This is a genomic window from Myxococcus sp. MxC21-1 (assembly GCF_032612255.1).
Classification (GTDB): Bacteria; Myxococcota; Myxococcia; order Myxococcales; family Myxococcaceae; genus Myxococcus; species Myxococcus virescens.
Genome location: NZ_CP123278.1, coordinates 903,814 through 918,751, shown reverse-complemented (window position 1 = coordinate 918,751; position 14,938 = coordinate 903,814). Strand labels below are relative to the sequence as shown.

The following is a 14,938-nucleotide window of genomic DNA, read 5'->3' as shown; positions in this document are numbered from 1 at the left end:
CCAGGGCGCCGCGCTCAGGCCAGAGATGGCGCGCGGTACACCTCCGCGCCCGCGACCACGGTGGCGAGGACCTGCGCCTTCACCAACGCGGAGGCGGGCCCCTCCAGCGGATCTTCCGACAGGGCCACGAAGTCGGCGTCCAGCCCCGGAGCCAGCCTGCCGCGCCGGGCGTCGTCGAAGGACGCCCAGGCGCGTGCGCGTCCACGAGGCCCGGCACCACGGTGGCAGCACCCAGGTCCACCCGGCGCGCAGTCGGGCCCGCGGCGGCCTCCGCTTCTTCGCGAGTCCCCACGGCCAGCAGCCGCCCATCCCGCACCGCCAGCGCCTGGGCCCGTGGGCGCGCCGCATCCAACGTCCAGACCCGCTCCGCCAGGTAGACGGTCGCCTGCACCGTGACTCCTTCCGCATGCCTCATCGCTGAACGGCCAGGATGCGCCAGCCGCTTACATCGACCGCGTACGTCGCGCCCACATCCAGGGCAATGCCTTCCTGAACACAGGCCCCAGCCTTGGGCGAAAACGAGACCAACACAACACTGTCGGACAGCGCCTTCGCCAACACGTCGTAGGAGCTGCGCTGCGCGAGGCACACCTCATCGGGTGTCGCTTCCTTGGGCGGCTTCGCGCCCCTGGGCAAGAAGTCGTCCATCGCCAACCCGACCGCGGCGGAAATGGTGGCTGGAATGAAGGTGTGCTCCCCCGGAGGAAAGCCCAAGGGAAACACGAACCTCGCCGACTCTTCGGGCGGTGCGTACTCAGGGCGGAACGGGCGCTGAAACAGCGAGCACGCCGATAGCGACACACACGACAACAGAAGAACCACGCGGCGCATGACGACTCCAGGCACCGACACCTAAGTGTCGCCTTCCACGGGCCTAACGATTCCCAGTTCCTTGTCTCGCTCGCTCTCAAGCAACCCCACCAATCGCCAATGTCGCTCTCGCCGCACGTAGACCTCTCCCGGCCGTGGGGTGTTCTTGTGCGGAACGTACTTCATGACGGTGCAGGCCACGTCGAACTGGATGCGGATGAGCCAGACCTGAGTCCGGTTCTGGAAGTCGAACACGGACATCGGAGAAGGAGACCAGGGATGGCTGTGATAGTCCGCCAGGGTCATGGTTCGGCCGCGCGAATCAACGACACTGCTCGGTGGGATGCAGGACTTGCGCTTCTCCGCGCCAACGACGCCCGTCGTCTTACCCAAAGGCGACCCGTGACTCGCGTAGTAGACGCCGTCTCCCAAGGTGTAGATGGCGCCGCAGTACTACTCCGCCTGCGTCTCCTGCGTCTCCTGCGTCTCCTGCGTCTCCGGTGTGCCCGCGTCGGTCTCCGGCAGGGGCGTCGCGGGGCCCGCGGGGGTATCCGGCACGGTCTGCACGGGCTCGCGAATCTGGTCCGGGCCCATCAGGGGCTGACGATTCTCCGTTCCTTCGGGCTGCGTGGTCTTGCAAGCGGGCGCAGCAACTGCCACGCCCAGGGCAATAAGAACGGCACGGCGCATGTAGCCTCCTTGTCGAGTTGCGGACGGCCCCGAGGGAGCGTGCCCTCCATCGACAATCTGTCGACGACAGCGAACGTCCACCAGCGGATGCCCGGGCACACCTTCGAGCGCTTGCCCCCGGTCCCGGACAGCAGCCCGGCAGCCACGCGGCGCGGATGATGCCGCTTCCCATGCGCACCGTTGCGCTGGAGCGCACACCCGGGAGGCCGAAGACATGCTGGACGTCGTGGACATCGGCAAGCGTTCGCTTGCCACCTATCGCGGGATTGCTCCCGACGAACTCCTCGACGAATTGCACTGGCTCTCCGAGGACCTGCGCGGCGCCCGGTGCATGCACCTGAGCGCCACGCCCTACGGCGGCGGCGTCTCCGAAATCCTCCGCTCCCTGGTCCCGCTCTACAACGACCTGGGCATCGTCACGGACTGGAAGATCATCCACGGCGACGACACCTTCTTCCAGGTCACCAAGCGCATCCACAACGGCCTGCAAGGCGCCCCCGGCGAACTCACCGAATCCGAGAAGGCCACCTACCTGGCCAACGCCCAGCTCAACGCCCACCGGCTCGTCACGGATTCGGAGAACTACGACTTCGTCTTCGTCCATGACCCGCAGCCCGCCGTGCTCGCGGCGCTGAGTCCCCATCTCGATGCGCGCTGGATATGGCGCTGCCATATCGACACCTCGCACCCCAACCCGGCCTTCTGGGACTTCCTGTCGCCCTACCTGCGTGCCTACGACGTCGCCATCTTCACGATGCGGGAGTTCATTCCACCCCAGCTCCCCATCTCCGACGTCCGCATCTACCCGCCCGCCATCGACCCACTCAGTCCCAAGAACCACCCGCTGCCGGAGGCCCTCTCGCGCGACGTGTTGGAGTGGATTGGCATCCGCACCCACCGGCCCCTCGTCACCCAGGTCAGCCGCTTCGACCGGTGGAAGGACCCGCTCGGTGTCGTCCGCGCCTACCAGCGCGTGCGTCCCCACGTCCCCGACCTCCAGCTCGCGCTCGCGGGCTCACTGGCCCTGGACGACCCGGAGGGCTGGGACGTGTACGAGGAACTCCGCGACGCCACCGCGGGCGACAGCCTCATCCACATCCTCACCAACCTGGTGGGCGTGGGGAACATCGAGGTCAACGCGCTCCAGGCCGTCTCCGACGTCGTCATCCAGAAGTCCCTGCGCGAGGGCTTCGGGCTCGTCGTTTCGGAGACGCTGTGGAAGGGCACCCCCGTCGTCGGCGGGCGCGTGGGCGGCATTCCCATGCAACTGCCCGAGGGCATCGGCGGCGTCCTCGTGGACACCGTGGAGGAATGTGCAGAGGCCATGCTCCACCTGCTCCGCCGTCCCGACGAGGCCCGGCTGCTGGGCGCGCGTGGACACGAGCACGTGCGTCAGCACTTCCTCATGCCTCGGCTGCTCGTGGACCACCTGCGGCTGATCAAGCACCTGGCAGCCCTGCGCCCCTTGCCCCAGCGCGGCATCGTCCCTGCTTCATTCAACCCCGCCAGCCTCCAGGGGGTGTGAGATGCACCAACGGGCACGGTGGAGACTCGCGGGTCCGGCCCTCCTGTGTGTCCTCATGGCGGGCCTGCTCGCACCCGCGGCCGATGCCCCCACGAGGAACGGCCAGCCCACCGTGGCGCGCTGCGACCTGGAGGGCGTGGTCGATGCCGGCACCGGCGGCTACCTGTCCGACTGCGTGGCACGCGCCACGGCCGCGGGACATGACGCGTTGCTCGTGCGGTTGGACACCCCGGGTGGCTCGCTGGAGGCCACGCGCCACATCGTCCGGGCCTTCCTCGCATCACCTGTCCCGGTGCTCGTCTGGGTCGGCCCCTCCGGCGCCCACGCGGGCAGCGCGGGCGTCTTCATCGCGCTGGCCTCCAACGTCGCGGCCATGGCGCCGGGCACCAACATCGGAGCCGCGCATCCGGTGGTGGGCCCTCCGGCCAGTCCCCGGAAGCCGTGGGCGGGGAGCAAATGGCTCGCAAGGTGGAGAACGACGCCGTCGCGTTCGCGGAGAGCATCGCCCAGCAGCGGGGCCGCAATGTGCAGTGGGCCGCCTCCGCCGTGCGTGACAGCGTCAGCGTGTCCGCGGACGACGCGCGGGCACTGCGCGTGGTGGAATACGTGACGCCCACCGAGACGGACTTCCTCGCGCAGGCGGACGGACGACAGGTGACGGTGGCGGGTGGCGAGTCCGTGCGGCTCTCCACCCGGGATGCGCACATCGTCACGCTGGAGCCCACGCTGTCCCAGCGCGCCGTGCACGCGCTCGCCAATCCCGCCATCGTCTACCTGCTGTTCCTGGTGGCCGGGCTGGGGCTGGTGGTGGAGCTGTCACATCCAGGCGCCATCGCCCCGGGGCTCATCGGCGTGGTGGCGCTGGTCCTGGCGTTGGTGGCGTCCTCCGCGCTGCCGGTTCGCGCGGGCGCGGTGCTGCTGATGCTCGCGGGCGTGGCCCTCATCGTCGCAGAGCTGTTCGTCACCAGCGGGCTGCTCGGCGCCGTGGGCGTGGGGCTGCTGGGCCTGGGCGGACTGTTCCTCGTGGACCGATTCGACCCGGAGTGGTTCGTGGACCGCTCCTTCCAGGTGTCGTGGACGTGGCTGGTGCCCACCACCGTGGCGCTGGGAGGTGCGGCGGCCTACGTCGTCTACCGGAGCGCGCAGACACGGCGGCTCCCCCAGCAAGGTGGCGACCTGGGGCTCGTGGGAGAGCGAGGCACCGCCCTGGCTCCGGTGACACCGGAAAGCGGCGAGGTGTTCGTTCATGGAGAGCGCTGGCGCGCCACGTCCACCGCCCCCATCCGCTCCGGCGCGCACGTGGTGGTGCGAGGCATGGAAGGACTCACCCTCTTCGTCGACGAGGTACCGACCTGATGCAACTGACCGGATTTTTCGGAGTGCTCATCCCCGTCGCCATCCTGTTCCTGCTCTTCCTGTCGGGGGTGCGCATCGTCAACGAGTACCAGAACGGCGTGGTGTTCCGGCTCGGGCGCTTCGTGGGCCTCAAACGCGCGGGCTTCCGCTGGCTCATCCCCTTCGTCGAGCGCATGGTCATCATCGACCTGCGCACCGTGGCCCGCGACGTGCCTCCACAGGACGTCATCACCCGGGACAACGTCAGCGTGAAGGTCAACGCCGTCGTCTACTTCCGCGTCATCCACGCTGACAAGGCCGTGCTCCAGGTGGAGGACTACCTCTATGCCACCAGCCAGCTCGCCCAGACGACGCTGCGCTCCATCCTGGGCCAGGTGGAGCTGGACCAGCTCCTCTCCGAGCGGGAGCGCATCAACCACGAGATTCAACAGGTGCTCGATGCACGCACCGACCCGTGGGGCGTCAAGGTGTCCAACGTGGAGGTGAAGCACATCGACCTGCCCGCGGAGATGCAGCGGGCCATCGCGCGGCAGGCCGAGGCCGAGCGCGAGCGCCGCGCGAAAATCATCGCCGCCGAAGGCGAACACCAGGCCGCCGAGAAGCTCTCCATGGCCGCCAAGGTCCTCGGCCGCTACCCGGCCACCCTCCAGCTCCGCTACCTCCAGACGCTGGTGGAAATCACCACCGGTGGCAATCACACCATCCTGCCCATCCCGCTCGACCTGCTGCGCACGCTCAGCGGAGTGAAGGCCCACATGGAGCGGGCCGACGATGGACATGAGGACCGGCGATACACCGAGGATGAGGAAGAGGGCCCTCCCGCGGGCGGCTTGTCCTGACAGCCGCTAGTCGAAGAGCTCCTGCCGCTCCAGCTTGATGGCCCGCCGGCTCAGCCGCAGCGACGCCAGCACGAGCAGCGCCGTCGCGCCCAGCAGCAACACGCCCACCGAGAAGGACACCACCGGCAGGGCCTCGGGCCGCTGCGTCTGCCGCTTCGTCAGGTACAGCAGCGACGTCATCACGAAGGCCAGCAGCGCCGTGTAGGTGAAGGCAATCGCCCGGGCGAGGGTGGCGTGCCGCCGGTCCAGGATGGCGACCTCCTGGCGCAGCACCGCGCGTCGGGTGTCAAGACTTGGCAGCAGCACTGTCGAGATGCCACTGAGCCGAGGTCCCTCGCGCTCTGGCCACTGTCGCCGCAAATTCGACAGTGTCAACTTGACACCAAAAATGTCAGGTCCTACTGTCTGAACCGTGAGCACGCCGAAGACACAGAGCGAATGGAAGCTGACGGAGCTGGCCGAGGCGGTGGGCGTCTCGCCGCGGACGGTGCGCTACTACGTCCAACGCGGCCTGCTTCCCGCGCCCCCCTTCCGGGGCCCCGACACCGTGTACGGGGAAGAGCACCGGGTGCGGCTCAAGGCCATCCGCGTCCTGCAGGCGCGGTTCCTTCCCCTGGATGCCATCCAGGCGGAGTTGCAGCGCTCGAGCCTCGATGAGCTGCGCCAGCTCGCCGACTCGGACGCGACACCCACGCCCCCGGTGCACGCGCAGCCGCTACCGGGACCGGCCCCGATGGCGCCACCGCACGCGCCTCGAAGACCGGCCACGGGCCTGAATCGTTACGAGCGCTGGGAGCTGCTCCCGGGGCTGGAGCTGCACGTCTCGGAAGCAGCGGACACGAAGACCCGGGCGCTCGCGGAACGCGTTCGCGCCCTCATCGCGGAGTTCCAGGAAAGGGAGAAGCCATGACCATCGAAAAGGCAGGGCTGTACACGCGCAACGGCACGCAGGTCCCCCTGCAAGGTGTCGAAGTCACGGGCGAGATCCTCGGCGGCCACGCGCGCGTCCGCGTTCGCCAGCGCTACCGCAACGAGGAGTACCAGCCGGTCGAGGCCATCTACACCTTCCCCCTTCCCTCGGATGCCACGCTGTCCGCCTTCTCCATGACGTGCGCCGGGCGGCGCATCGAAGGCGTGGTGCGTGAGCGTGAAGAGGCCTTCCGCACCTACGACGACGCCGTCACGGCCGGCCATGGCGCCGCGCTGCTCGACGAGGAGCGCCGCAACGTCTTCACCGCCCAGGTGGGCAACCTGCTGCCCTATGAGGAGACCGTGGTGGAGGTGGAGTTCCTCCAGGCCGTCACCGCCGAGGAAGGCAGCGTGCGCTGGATGCTCCCCACGCTGGTGGCGCCTCGCTACATCCCCGGCGCGACCACAGGCGACCGCACCGGCCACGGCAATGAAGAGCCCACGGCCCAGGTGCCGGACGCGGACCGCATCACCCCGCCCGTGGGCAACGTGCACTACGGCCTGCGCATGGACCTGCTCGTGGACCTGGGCCGCGAGGTGGTGGTGGAGAGCCCGTCCCACGCCATCACCACCACCCGGGAGGAAGGTACCCGCGTGCGCGTCGGCTTCTCGCGCGGCGAGGTGTCCCTGGACCGCGACCTGGTGCTGAGCCTGCGCAGCCCGGACAGCAGCGCCGTGTTCACGCCGCTCGTCACGCACCGCAAGGGCGAGGAGGCCCGGGCACCTTCGCGCTCACCGTGGTGCCGGACCTGCTGGCCATGGCCTCCGCGCCGCCCAAGCAGGAGGTGGTGTTCGTCGTGGACGTCTCCGGCTCCATGGCCGGTGAGAGCCTGCCCCAGGCCCAGGCCGCGCTCCGGCTGTGCCTGCGCCACCTGCGCGAGGGCGACCGGTTCAACGTCATCGCGTTCGAGAATCGCTTCCAGTCGTTTCAGCCCGAGCCCGTGCCCTTCACGCAGCGCACGCTCGAAGAGGCGGACCGCTGGGTGGCCGCGCTGAACGCGGATGGCGGCACGGAGTTGCTCGCGCCCATGCGCGCCGCGGTGCAGGCGGCGCCCGACGGCGTCATCGTGCTGCTCACGGACGGACAGGTCGGGAACGAGGCGGAGATTCTGCGCGCCGTGCTCGAGGCGCGGAAGACGGCGCGGGTGTACTCGTTCGGCATCGGCACCAACGTCAGCGACGTGCTGCTGCGGGACATGGCGAAGCAGACGGGCGGTGACGTGGAGTTCATCCACCCGGGCGAGCGCATCGACGACAAGGTGGTGGCGCAGTTCTCCCGTGCGCTGGCGCCACGTGTCACCGAGCTGGAGGTCCGCTTCGACGGCGTGGACTGTGTGGAGCTGGCACCCGCCGAGCTACCGCCCCTGGTGGATGGCGTGCCCTGGACGCTGCTGGGCCGCTATGCCTCGCCCGGGACGGGCACGGTGACGCTGCGGGGGCGCTCGGAACGGGAGCCCTTCTCGCTCACCGTCCGCGTGGACCTGCCCGCGGTGTCGGACCGGCCGGCGGTGGAGAAGTTGTGGGCCGCCGAGCGCATCCGGGGTTGGGAGGCCGCCCAGCTCATCGGACGCCGCGCGGAGTCCATGAAACAGCGCATCGTCGAACTGGCCGTCGCGCACCAGATTGTCACCCGGTACACCTCGTTCGTGGTGGTGGAGGAGCGCAAGGGCGACCGGCGGAACTCAGGACAGGCGAAGACGCGCGTCATCCCCGTGAACGCCCCCGCGGGCTGGGCCATGTTCGGCGCGCAGAAGGAGGAGGAGGCCGCGCTCGGTGGCGCCGCTCCCCGTCGCGGGCGGATGGCCGCGCGTGGCGCCATGCCGCCCCCGTCTGCCGCCGCGCCCGCCCCTGGGGCTCCTCGTCCGATGATTCAAGTGCGGCGCATCACCCCGCCCGGGCGCGCGCCCGCGCAGAGCGCGCCCCCGATGGATGCCGATGGCGGCACCACGGACTGGATGATCATGAGGAGCGAGCGGCGTGAGCAGGGCAAGGCCGACGCCATGAAGAAGAAGCGCCAGAAGGGAGGAATCCTCTCCAACTTCTTCGGCGGCGTTCAGCCTCCAGAGCCGATGATGGATGAGGAGTTCGAGGAATCCGACGCGTCCCTCGGTGAGTCCCTGGCGGCCGAGGGGGGTATCGACACGGGCGCGGAGGGCCTGCTGTCCCAGCAGCTCGCCAACGGGCTCTGGGACGGCACCGGCGAGGGTTCCGAGCCCGTGCGACAGGCGCGTGCCACGGCGCTGGCCTTGCTGACGCTGCTGCGCGAGGGCATCACCAGCAGCCATCCGCTGCATGGTGCGCAGGTGAAGAAGGCGGTGGAGGCCCTGCTGTCCCTGGCCGCCAGCCTGAGCGGCGATGCACAGGTGGCGGAGCTGGCGCTGGGCGTGGCGTGGCTGGCCGCGGCGGGACCGCGCACCCGGAGCCGCATCGAGCAGGCCGCGAAGCCGCTCTCCGGGCTCAACGGCCGGCTGGGCAACGAGGTGGCCCTGCGCGAGCACGTCGATACGCTGGCCGCGCGCTGACGCACCGCGAAAAGGCGGCGGCCTGGCTGATACATTCCGCCGCCGCGCTTCGCATACAGTGACGGGCGCCATGACGCTCGCCACGCTCATCCTGCTTGCCACGCTCTCCGCTCAGCCCCCGGAGGCTCCGCCCTCTTCCGAGGCCACGGCACCGGAGACAGTCACCGCGCCGCCCCTGGTGTCCACGCCCGATGCCTGTGCAGCGAGCTCCGAGGCGGATTACTCGGCGGGCTTCGATGCGCTCGTGAGCGGCAACGACGCGAAGGCGCTGGAGCTGTTCGAGCGAGTGCTCGCGGCCTGTCCACAGCACCCCTATGCCACCGAGCTGGCCCGGCTCTCCCGGACACGGCTCGCGCCCGGGGGCGGCTGGCCACTGCCGCCGCGAGCGAGGTGGGGCGAGAGCCTCGCTCCAACGCCGCGCGTGCCTCTCTCGTCGTGGTGCAGACGCTGCACGGGGTCGCACAAGGCGTCCTCCTGTGCGCCATCGGAGATTGCAGCGGCCAGGGTTACGCCGCGGTGTCACTGCTGGGCGCCGGAGCGGGCGCCGCCAGCTCGCTGCTGCTCACCCGGGGCGGTGTGACGGACGGACAAGCTGCCGTCATCAACTCCGGCACCGTGTGGGGTTTCTGGTTCGGCGTCGCGACACTGCTCGCCTTCGACCTGGATGGTGACAATGCCTTGGGCGCCGCCATCCTCGGCGGAGCGGGCTTCACCGGCGTGGGCGTCCTGCTGGCGCACCTGGTGAACCCCACCTCGGGACAGGTGTCACTGGCCAACTCGGGTGGCCTCTGGGCGGGCACGGTGACGGCGCTGTTCCTGGCGACTTCGGACAACTATGACACGAAGAGCTTCTTCGCCGCCGAGCTGGGCGCCACGGCCGCAGGCATCCTCTCAATGGCCATCCTGTCGAAGTACGTGCCGGTGTCCCGAGGCCGAATGCTCATCATCGACGCGGGCGGCATCCTCGGCGGACTGGTGGGCGCGAGCGCCGTCTACCTCACCGCGGGCAATGACGCGGGAGACGCCATCCTCGTGGGCAGCGGCGTCGGCGTGCTGGGCGGTCTGGCCCTCACCACGTACCTCACCCGGGACTTCGACGCGCCGGACGCGCCCCAGGTGACGCTGGCACCGCTCACGACGCCACGCGGGGGCACGGGCGTGTCGATGGTGGGCCGGTTCTAGCCTCGGTCAGCGGCGGCGCAGGCCGTAGATGGACATGAGGATCTGCTCGAAGGTGCGTGAGGGCAGCACGGTCTTCGCCACCACCGCCACGCGCTGCGCCAGTTGGGCCACCGGATAGCGCACGTGAGGCGCTCCGCGCTCCATCACCTCCAGCACCTTCTTCGCCACGTCCTCGGCGACGAGGCCGCCGCGCTCGCCGGACTCGATGGCCTTCAGCACGGCCTCGAAGCGCTCCTGGTACACGGAGCCCGCGCCCGCCTTCGCGACACACACGCGGTTCTGGGTGAGCTGCGTCCGCACGTCGCCGGGCTGCACCAGCGTCGCCTCGATGCCGAACTCCGCCACCTCCTGGCGCAGCGCCTCGGTGAAGCCCTCCAGGGCGAACTTGCTGGCGCTGTAGAGCGACTGGAAGGGCAACCCCACCTGCCCGCCCAGGGAGCTGACCTGGATGATGCGGCCGGAGCGCCGCTCACGCATCGACGGCAGCACCGCCTTGCACACGCGCAGCGCGCCCAGGAGGTTGACGTCCAACTGCGCGCGAGCTTCCTCGATGGAGGTGTCCTCGGCGGCGCCCGCGAGCGCGTAGCCCGCGTTGTTCACCACCACGTCGATGCGGCCCTCACGCGACAGCACCGTCTCCACGGCTCGCTGCACGGAGTCGTCCTGGGTGACGTCCAGCGCCAGCATCCGGTAGCCCGGCGGCGCGGCCTCCGCGGGACGGCGGCTGGTGCCGTAGACGATGTAGCCACGCGCGCTCAGCAGCTCCGCGCACGCCTTGCCGATGCCGGACGACGCACCGGTGATGAGAACGACACTTCCCTGTGAACCGGACATCCAGGCTCCGTGCAACAGTCTTCCTGGCGCACAAACCACGGGGGCCCGGGGCCCGGCAAGAGCCTCTCACCCCGCGTCACGGGGTACCCGGCGACTCAGACCGTCTTGCTGCGCGCCGGGGAGGTGACACCCGGCTGCGCATCCTCCCCCGCGATGACGACCTGGTGGCGCTGCACCTCGCGCACCATGAAGAAGGCGGCGGCGGACAACACGCCCAGGTCATCCAGCCAGCCGAGCACCGGGATGACGTCCGGCAGCGCGTCCACGGGCGACAGGAAGTAGACCACCGCCATCACGCCGGCGAGCTTCCGCCAGAGCGCTACGTGCGGGTCGCGCACGTACCGGAAGAAACGGCTCCCCATACCACGAAGGCCTGCGATGTTCATGCCTACCTCTACGCACGAGGGACCCGGGTGATTGCGGCCTCGGCCCACACCTAGCGTACGCCGTCCGGCCGCCCGGGGGACAGCCAGGCTCAGTCCGGAGTGTCCTCCAGCACCATCGCGCGGCCCACCACCTCCAGCCTCGCCCGGTCACCCGCGCGCAGCGGCAGGTCCGGCGCGCCGCGCACGGTGAGCTCCAGGCCGTTGCACGCCACGGTGAACTCGGCGGAGGGCCCTGGAACTCGCGCGCCAGCACCTCCGCTCGCAGCCCGCCGCCCAACGCGACGCCGTCCGTGTCCGGCACCAGTCGCATCGCCTCTGGCCGCAGCGACAGCAGCACGTTGCCCTTCGCTGGCGCGCCCGTCACCGGAAGGATGCCGAGCAGCGTCCGGGCGCCATTGCCGAAGCCCACGCCCGGCAGCAGGTTGGTGCCGCCCAGGAAGTACGCCACGAAGGCCGTGCGCGGCGTGGCGTAGACGGCCTCCGGCGTGCCCACCTGCTCCACCGCCCCCGCCCGCATCACCACCAGCCGGTCCGCGAAGGCCATGGCCTCCTGCTGGTCATGCGTGACGAGCATCACCGTGGCCCCCAGCGACTTCAGCACCCGCCGCACCTCCATTCGCGTGGAGGCCCGCAGCGCGCTGTCCAGGCTGGAGAAGGGCTCATCCAGCAGCAGCACCCGCGGCCCGGGAGCCAGCGCGCGGGCCAGCGCCACGCGCTGCTGCTGCCCACCCGAGAGCGCGTGCGGCATGCGCGACTCGAAGCCCTCCAGGCCGAAGAGCTTCAGCATGTTGCTCGCGCGGGCGCGGGCTTCCTGGCGCGGCATCGCGGTGAGGCCGAAGGCCACGTTCTCCACCACGGACAGGTGCGGAAAGAGCGCGTAGTCCTGGAACACCATGCCCACGCTGCGCTGCTCGGGCGGCACGAAGGCGCCAGGGCTGGCCAGGGTGCGGCCTTCCAACGTGACGGTGCCGCTGTTGGGGCGCTCGAAGCCCGCTACCAGCCGCAGCGTCGTCGTCTTGCCACACCCCGACGGGCCCAGCAGCGCCAACACTTCACCGGGCTCCACCGCCAGGGACAGGCGGTCCACCGCGGCGGTACCGCTGGAGGAATAACGAAGGGTGACGTCGTCGAGCGAAAGCAGAGGCATGGCGGGCGGCGCACCCTACCGCGTTCCCGCGGGCCCGGGCGCTTTGGCTTAACTCGGCGACGAGCCGCCCTCTTGCGACACCAGCAGCCCCACACCCAGCGTGGAGACGACCATCAGCACCAGCGCCGGCAACGCGGCCTCGGCGAAACGGCCCTCGGCCGTGGCGCCCCAGACGCGCGTGGCGAGCGTCTCGAAGCCGATGGGCGCCAGCAGCAACGTGGCCGGAAGCTCCTTCATCGCCGTGAGGAAGACGAGCGCCGCGCCCGCCAGCAGCCCGGGCCGTAGCAGCGGCGCCGTCACCCGGCACAGCACGCCGGACGGAGGCTGGCCCAGCGACGCCGCAGCCTCCGGCAGGTGCGGGTTGAGCTGAAGCAACGACGCCCGCACCACCCCCACCGCCTGCGGCAGGAAGCGCACCACGTAGGCCAGCACCAGCATGACCAGGGTGCCGTAGAGGAAGGGCACCGCCTGCACGCCCAGGAAGACGAGCGACAGCGCCAGCACGATGGGCGGCAGCGCATAACCCGCGTAGGACACGCGCTCCAGCGCCACCGTGAGGCGGCTCGGGTAGCGCACCGCGAGGAAGGCCAGCGGCAACGCGCCCACCACCGCCGCCACCGCGCCCAGCATGGAAGCACTCACCGAGTTCCACGCCGGCCCCATCATCGGCCCCGACTCCACCGACAGCCCCTGCACGCCCCAGTAGACGAGCACTCCCACCGGCAGCCCCACGCCCACCGCCACCACCGCGCCGCACAAGAGCAGCGCCGGCACGCGCCAGCGGCCCAGCTGTACGAGCGAGGAAGCCCGGGCGGCGCCCTTCGCGCTGCGGTGGTAGCCCGCACGGCCGCGCAGCCACAGCTCCAAAGCCAGCACGCCCACTGTCACGGACACCAACGCCAGCCCGAGCAGCGCCGCGTAGCTGCGGTCATACGCGCCCTCGTACTGCACGTAGATGGCGCGCGAGAAAGCGTCGTACTGAAGCAGCGCCACCGCGCCGAAGTCGGAGAGAACGTACAGTCCCACCAGCAGCGCGCCCGACGCGAAGGCAGGACGCAGCAGGGGCACGGTGATGCGGACGAAGGCCCGGGCGGGCGTGAGTCCCAGGCTCCTCGCCCCCTCCAGCCACGCGGGGTCCTGGGACTGCAGCCCGGCGCGCAGCGCGAGGAAGAAGTACGGATACGTCGACACCGTCAGCGCCAACAGCGCTCCGGGAAAGCCATACACGGGCGGCACCGGAAGACCCCAGTGCGTCAGGGGCTCCTCCAGCGCGCCGCCCACGCCGAACGCCGCCAGCAGCACGTAGCCGCTGACGAACGTGGGCACCGCCAACGGCACACACAACAACACCGTCCACAGACGGCTCCCCGGCAGGTCCGTGCGCGCGGTGAGCCAGGCCAGCGGCAGCGACAGCAGCGCCGCGCAGCCCGTCACCGCCGCCGCGAGCCCCAACGTGCGGCCCAGCAGGCCCCACGTCTTGTCTCGCAGCAGCAGGCCCCATGCGTCCGCATCCGCTTCCGCGGCGCGCACGCACAGGTAAATCGCGGGCACCAGCGCCAGCGCGGCCATGGCCACGCCAGCCACCCATAATCCCACCGGGGCACGACGAAGCATCAGAGGACGCCAGTATCCTGGAGCAGCTTCACGGTGCCGCGCAGGTCATCCAGCTTGGACAGGTCCAGGTCGGGCGAGCCCACCTTGTCGAGCGCCGGCAGGCCCTCGGCCAGCTTCACGCCAGACACCAGCGGGAACTCGGACGTCTCCTGCGCGAAGTACGTCTGCGCCTCGGCGTCCAGCAGGTACGCGGCCAGCTTCTTCGCCGTGTCCGTGTTCTTCGAGCCCTTGAGGATGGCCACGCCCGCCACGTTCACCAGCGCGCCCGGGTCACCCGCCGCGACGAAGTAGTTGGCCACGGGCAGGTCCGCTTTGTTCTTCTTCGCGGAGTACAGGTAGTAGTGGTTCACGAAGCCCGCGTCGATTTCACCGCGCCCCAGCGCCTCGATGATGGCGGAGTTGTTCTTGTAGACGCGCGGCGCGTTGGCCTGGATGCCCTTGAGCCACTGCGTCGCGGCCTCGTCGCCCTTGAGCAGCCGCAGCGCGGTGACGAAGGACTGGAACGAGGCGTTGGTGGGCGCCCAGCCCAGGCGGCCCTTCCACTTCGCATCCGTGAAGCCAAGGATGCTCTTGGGCAGCGTGTCCGCCTTCACCTTCTTCGTGTTGTAGGCCACCACGCGCGCCCGGCCGCTGGTGCCCACCCACACGCCCTGCGGCGAGCGGAAGCGCGCATCCACCTTGTCCAGCGTCTCCTTGGGCAGCACCTGCAACTGACCCGCCTTCGCCAGCGCGCCGAGCGCCCCCGCGTCCTGCGCGAAGAACACGTCGGCGGGCGTCTTCGCCCCTTCCTCCAGCAACGTGGCGGCGAGCTGCGGCGTCTCGCCGTAGCGCACCTTCACCTCGACCCCCGTCTTCTCGGTGAACTTCTTGAGGAGCGGGCCCACGAGCTTCTCGTTGCGGCCGGAGTAGATGGTGAGCGTCTCCGCCGCGAGCGCGGGGGAGGCCAGGGTCAGGACCAGGGAGGCCAGGAGGAGTCGTACCATGAGCCGGCACCCTAACGGACGGCCTCCCCCGCTTCCACCGATTGCGCGCGGACACCCGGTGAAGCGCGAAACAGGTGACGA

The 14,938-nt window shown here is 70.2% G+C and carries 14 protein-coding genes and 4 pseudogenes; 7 read left to right on the top strand and 11 right to left on the bottom strand.

Annotated features, from left to right (window positions below; genetic code table 11):
- Window positions 1-14: 14 nt before the first annotated feature.
- The 5 genes and pseudogenes from QEG98_RS04460 to QEG98_RS04440 form a co-directional block, all read right to left on the bottom strand.
- Complete coding sequence (locus QEG98_RS04460) at window positions 15-143, bottom strand: hypothetical protein (protein WP_239004962.1); 129 nt, start codon at window positions 141-143, stop codon at window positions 15-17.
- A gap of 50 nt (window positions 144-193) precedes the next feature.
- Window positions 194-415 (bottom strand): annotated as a pseudogene (locus QEG98_RS04455) (amidohydrolase); the annotation flags it as partial.
- The gene (locus QEG98_RS04450; protein ID WP_316565868.1) at window positions 412-831 is read right to left on the bottom strand and encodes a hypothetical protein; all 420 of its coding nucleotides are present in this window, start codon (window positions 829-831) and stop codon (window positions 412-414) included. The gene QEG98_RS04450 and the pseudogene QEG98_RS04455, both read right to left, overlap by 4 nt.
- Before the next feature lie 21 nt (window positions 832-852).
- Window positions 853-1,242 (bottom strand): hypothetical protein, encoded by a 390-nt coding sequence (locus tag QEG98_RS04445; RefSeq protein ID WP_316565867.1) that lies wholly within the window; start codon window positions 1,240-1,242, stop codon window positions 853-855.
- Window positions 1,243-1,263: 21 nt separating this feature from the next.
- Window positions 1,264-1,500 (bottom strand): hypothetical protein, encoded by a 237-nt coding sequence (locus QEG98_RS04440; RefSeq protein ID WP_316565866.1) that lies wholly within the window; start codon window positions 1,498-1,500, stop codon window positions 1,264-1,266.
- A gap of 214 nt (window positions 1,501-1,714) precedes the next feature.
- Here QEG98_RS04440 and QEG98_RS04435 point away from each other — a divergent pair, with 214 nt between their 5' ends.
- The 3 genes and pseudogenes from QEG98_RS04435 to QEG98_RS04425 all read left to right on the top strand — a co-directional run bounded on the left by QEG98_RS04435 (window position 1,715) and on the right by QEG98_RS04425 (window position 5,220).
- On the top strand, window positions 1,715-3,025 hold the full coding sequence (locus tag QEG98_RS04435) for a glycosyltransferase (RefSeq protein ID WP_316565865.1): 1,311 nt from the start codon (window positions 1,715-1,717) through the stop codon (window positions 3,023-3,025).
- 1 nt (window position 3,026) lies between these two features.
- Window positions 3,027-4,381, top strand: a pseudogene (locus QEG98_RS04430) (NfeD family protein).
- A complete protein-coding gene (locus tag QEG98_RS04425) occupies window positions 4,381-5,220 on the top strand; it encodes a slipin family protein (RefSeq protein ID WP_316565864.1) in 840 nt (279 codons plus the stop codon). The pseudogene QEG98_RS04430 and the gene QEG98_RS04425 overlap by 1 nt, the downstream one beginning before the upstream one ends.
- A gap of 6 nt (window positions 5,221-5,226) precedes the next feature.
- On the opposite strand, the gene QEG98_RS04420 is transcribed toward QEG98_RS04425, so the two are convergent.
- On the bottom strand, window positions 5,227-5,493 hold the full coding sequence (locus tag QEG98_RS04420; RefSeq protein ID WP_316565863.1) for a DUF2721 domain-containing protein: 267 nt from the start codon (window positions 5,491-5,493) through the stop codon (window positions 5,227-5,229).
- Window positions 5,494-5,632: 139 nt separating this feature from the next.
- On the opposite strand from QEG98_RS04420, the gene QEG98_RS04415 reads away from it, so the two are divergent.
- From QEG98_RS04415 to QEG98_RS04395, 4 genes and pseudogenes are all read left to right on the top strand, one after another.
- The gene (locus tag QEG98_RS04415; protein ID WP_316565862.1) at window positions 5,633-6,130 is read left to right on the top strand and encodes a MerR family transcriptional regulator; all 498 of its coding nucleotides are present in this window, start codon (window positions 5,633-5,635) and stop codon (window positions 6,128-6,130) included.
- A pseudogene (locus tag QEG98_RS04405) lies at window positions 6,127-8,711 on the top strand (VIT domain-containing protein). The gene QEG98_RS04415 and the pseudogene QEG98_RS04405 overlap by 4 nt, the downstream one beginning before the upstream one ends.
- Before the next feature lie 70 nt (window positions 8,712-8,781).
- On the top strand, window positions 8,782-9,291 hold the full coding sequence (locus QEG98_RS04400) for a hypothetical protein (RefSeq protein WP_316565860.1): 510 nt from the start codon (window positions 8,782-8,784) through the stop codon (window positions 9,289-9,291).
- Window positions 9,228-9,893, top strand: a complete 666-nt coding sequence (locus QEG98_RS04395; protein WP_316565859.1) for a hypothetical protein — start codon at window positions 9,228-9,230, stop codon at window positions 9,891-9,893. Before QEG98_RS04400 ends, QEG98_RS04395 begins: the two co-directional genes overlap by 64 nt.
- A 6-nt stretch (window positions 9,894-9,899) precedes the next feature.
- Here QEG98_RS04395 and QEG98_RS04390 read toward each other — a convergent pair whose 3' ends face one another.
- The 5 genes and pseudogenes from QEG98_RS04390 to QEG98_RS04370 form a co-directional block, all read right to left on the bottom strand.
- Window positions 9,900-10,727, bottom strand: a complete 828-nt coding sequence (locus QEG98_RS04390) for an SDR family oxidoreductase (protein ID WP_090485758.1) — start codon at window positions 10,725-10,727, stop codon at window positions 9,900-9,902.
- Between the two features lie 95 nt (window positions 10,728-10,822).
- Complete coding sequence (locus tag QEG98_RS04385) at window positions 10,823-11,020, bottom strand: YkvA family protein (protein WP_316567822.1); 198 nt, start codon at window positions 11,018-11,020, stop codon at window positions 10,823-10,825.
- A gap of 182 nt (window positions 11,021-11,202) precedes the next feature.
- Window positions 11,203-12,260 (bottom strand): annotated as a pseudogene (locus tag QEG98_RS04380) (ABC transporter ATP-binding protein).
- 48 nt (window positions 12,261-12,308) lie between these two features.
- Entirely contained in the window at window positions 12,309-13,874 is a 1,566-nt protein-coding gene (locus tag QEG98_RS04375; protein ID WP_316565858.1) for an iron ABC transporter permease, read from the bottom strand.
- Window positions 13,874-14,857 carry an iron ABC transporter substrate-binding protein gene (locus QEG98_RS04370; protein WP_316565857.1) on the bottom strand — a complete coding sequence of 328 codons (984 nt, stop codon included), beginning with the start codon at window positions 14,855-14,857 and terminating at the stop codon, window positions 13,874-13,876. The genes QEG98_RS04375 and QEG98_RS04370 overlap by 1 nt, the downstream gene beginning before the upstream one ends.
- Window positions 14,858-14,938: the final 81 nt, after the last annotated feature.

What these genes read in the sequence shown, in the direction of transcription:
- QEG98_RS04390 (WP_090485758.1), bottom strand. Translation starts at nt 10,727, where the DNA reads ATGTCCGGTTCACAGGGAAGTGTCGTTCTCATCACCGGTGCGTCGTCC.
- QEG98_RS04370 (WP_316565857.1), bottom strand. Translation starts at nt 14,857, where the DNA reads ATGGTACGACTCCTCCTGGCCTCCCTGGTCCTGACCCTGGCCTCCCCC.
- QEG98_RS04400 (WP_316565860.1), top strand. Translation starts at nt 8,782, where the DNA reads ATGACGCTCGCCACGCTCATCCTGCTTGCCACGCTCTCCGCTCAGCCC.
- QEG98_RS04450 (WP_316565868.1), bottom strand. Translation starts at nt 831, where the DNA reads ATGCGCCGCGTGGTTCTTCTGTTGTCGTGTGTGTCGCTATCGGCGTGC.
- QEG98_RS04375 (WP_316565858.1), bottom strand. Translation starts at nt 13,874, where the DNA reads ATGCTTCGTCGTGCCCCGGTGGGATTATGGGTGGCTGGCGTGGCCATG.
- QEG98_RS04385 (WP_316567822.1), bottom strand. Translation starts at nt 11,020, where the DNA reads ATGGCGGTGGTCTACTTCCTGTCGCCCGTGGACGCGCTGCCGGACGTC.
- QEG98_RS04425 (WP_316565864.1), top strand. Translation starts at nt 4,381, where the DNA reads ATGCAACTGACCGGATTTTTCGGAGTGCTCATCCCCGTCGCCATCCTG.
- QEG98_RS04435 (WP_316565865.1), top strand. Translation starts at nt 1,715, where the DNA reads ATGCTGGACGTCGTGGACATCGGCAAGCGTTCGCTTGCCACCTATCGC.
- QEG98_RS04440 (WP_316565866.1), bottom strand. Translation starts at nt 1,500, where the DNA reads ATGCGCCGTGCCGTTCTTATTGCCCTGGGCGTGGCAGTTGCTGCGCCC.